The organism is Aerococcus sp. L_32 (assembly GCF_050689315.1).
In genome coordinates this window covers 1-1756 of record NZ_JBOEQF010000402.1, presented here as the reverse complement: position 1 = coordinate 1756, position 1756 = coordinate 1, and the positions used below count along the sequence as shown (strand labels likewise).

General features: G+C 38.6%; 2 protein-coding genes. Both read right to left on the bottom strand.

Annotated features, from left to right (window positions below):
- Positions 1 to 60: 60 nt before the first annotated feature.
- A complete protein-coding gene (locus ACRCJ0_RS13375; RefSeq protein WP_419971412.1) occupies positions 61 to 954 on the bottom strand; it encodes a fumarylacetoacetate hydrolase family protein in 894 nt (297 codons plus the stop codon).
- A gap of 10 nt (positions 955 to 964) precedes the next feature.
- The gene (gene tsaA / locus ACRCJ0_RS13370; protein WP_431390734.1) at positions 965 to 1648 is read right to left on the bottom strand and encodes a tRNA (N6-threonylcarbamoyladenosine(37)-N6)-methyltransferase TrmO; all 684 of its coding nucleotides are present in this window, start codon (positions 1646 to 1648) and stop codon (positions 965 to 967) included.
- Between the last annotated feature and the right edge of the window lie 108 nt (positions 1649 to 1756).

The window sequence follows — 1756 nt, the reverse complement described above, 5'->3', positions numbered from 1 at the left end:
GAAGAGAGGTAAAGTACTATATTGACATACTTATACCTCTCAAATTTCTATATATTTCTCTTATTCTTCTATTTCAAAGCTATTGGTTAAACGACCTAATCCTTCAATTTCAATCGAAATTTCATCGCCTGTTTTAAGCCAGTTTTGTTGATCTTCTGGATAACCTAATACTACCCCTGAAGGTGTACCTGTTAAGATGATATCCCCTGCTTGTAAGGTCATGTATTCTGAGATATAAGACACAATCTCAGCCACCTTGAAAATCATTTGCTTGGTACTAGCTGATTGAACTTCTGCACCATTACGGTATGTCTTAATGGCTAAATTGTTGATGTCCACTTCATCTTTTGTTGTTAAATAGGGACCAACGGGTGCAGAGAAATCGTTTGTTTTACCAAGTAACCATTGACTTGATTTAAACTGTAAGTCACGAACGGATACATCATTGGCTATAGAATAGCCAAATACGGCATCTAGGGCCTCGGAATGAGAAATGTTTTTAGCTGTTTTGCCAATTACGACTACTAATTCTCCTTCATAATCGAATTGTTCGCCGTGTTTATTCAATGGGATGACCTGATGATGGCTGGCTAAGGCGTTATTAAATTTTGAAAATAAAACGGGTTCTTCTGGATCATCAGAGATTTTTGATTCACTCACATGGTCATGATAATTTAAGCCCACACAAATTATTTTCTCAGGATTATGGATAACAGGTGCATAGACAATGGTGTCCGCATCCACAAAGTTCACTTCATGGGCGTGGTGGGTATAGTAGTCTAGAATTTGTTGAATACGATCCTTGTATGCCCCTTCAATAATGGCCTTCAGTTGGTTTGGGACTCGAATACCTAATGTTTCACTTGCTTCTCTGATGTCGATAATCCCTAAGTCACTCAAGACACCGACTTGAATGTCATTTGAATTTGCCTGGAAATATTGAATAAATTTCATGTTCAACCTCCTATGATTCTGCCTGTTCAGTGATTTTTACTACCCTTAGAATACCACTTTTGACTGTAAAATGTACCTCATAAGCATCAAAACGCATGCCGTAAATTTTATCAGGATTGTCTTGGGTTCTAGGTCTCGGGTCTTGAGCTAAAACGGCTTGCAGTTGGGTAAGTAAATATTCTGGTAACCCCGCAGTCACCGCTTCAGGCATATCGACTGTCAGTGGTTGCCAAGATACTTCATCTGTAAAACCAGCCTTAACGTCTTCATGGATGTCTGTTTTGACATAGGGTTTGATATCTAAAATGGGTGTTTTATCCATTAAATCAACACCAGATACTTCTAAAGACACTTTTCCAGCCCCATCTATATGGACTTTTTCTAATTTCACTGAAGACAGGCCAATAGGGTTTGGTCGGTACGGCGACCTGGAAGCAAAGACACCTACCCGTTCATTCCCACCCAAACGAGGCGGTCTGACAGTTGCTTTATTGGACCGACCCTTTTGTGCTGAAAAATGCCAAACTAACCACAAGTAATCAAAGGATTCAATCCCTTTAAAATATTCAATTTGATTGTAAGGTGGATAAAATTGAATCACGCCCTTTACTTGTGGCACAACCATACTTTGTCTCGGAATGCCAAACTTTTCTACAAAAGCCGTTTCTATCCAACCTATAGGTGCTACTTCCATATACATCCTCCATGCTCTTGCTTATTTCTGCTTTATTTTAATCAATTACAATACCATACGACACTTTCCTCAATATACTTGTATAAGTTTCCTTTGCAAATTATACTA

Bases quoted from the DNA above. Each gene is read 5' to 3' on its own strand.
- ACRCJ0_RS13375 (WP_419971412.1), bottom strand. From the start codon at position 954: ATGAAATTTATTCAATATTTCCAGGCAAATTCAAATGACATTCAAGTC.
- tsaA (WP_431390734.1), bottom strand. From the start codon at position 1,648: ATGGAAGTAGCACCTATAGGTTGGATAGAAACGGCTTTTGTAGAAAAG.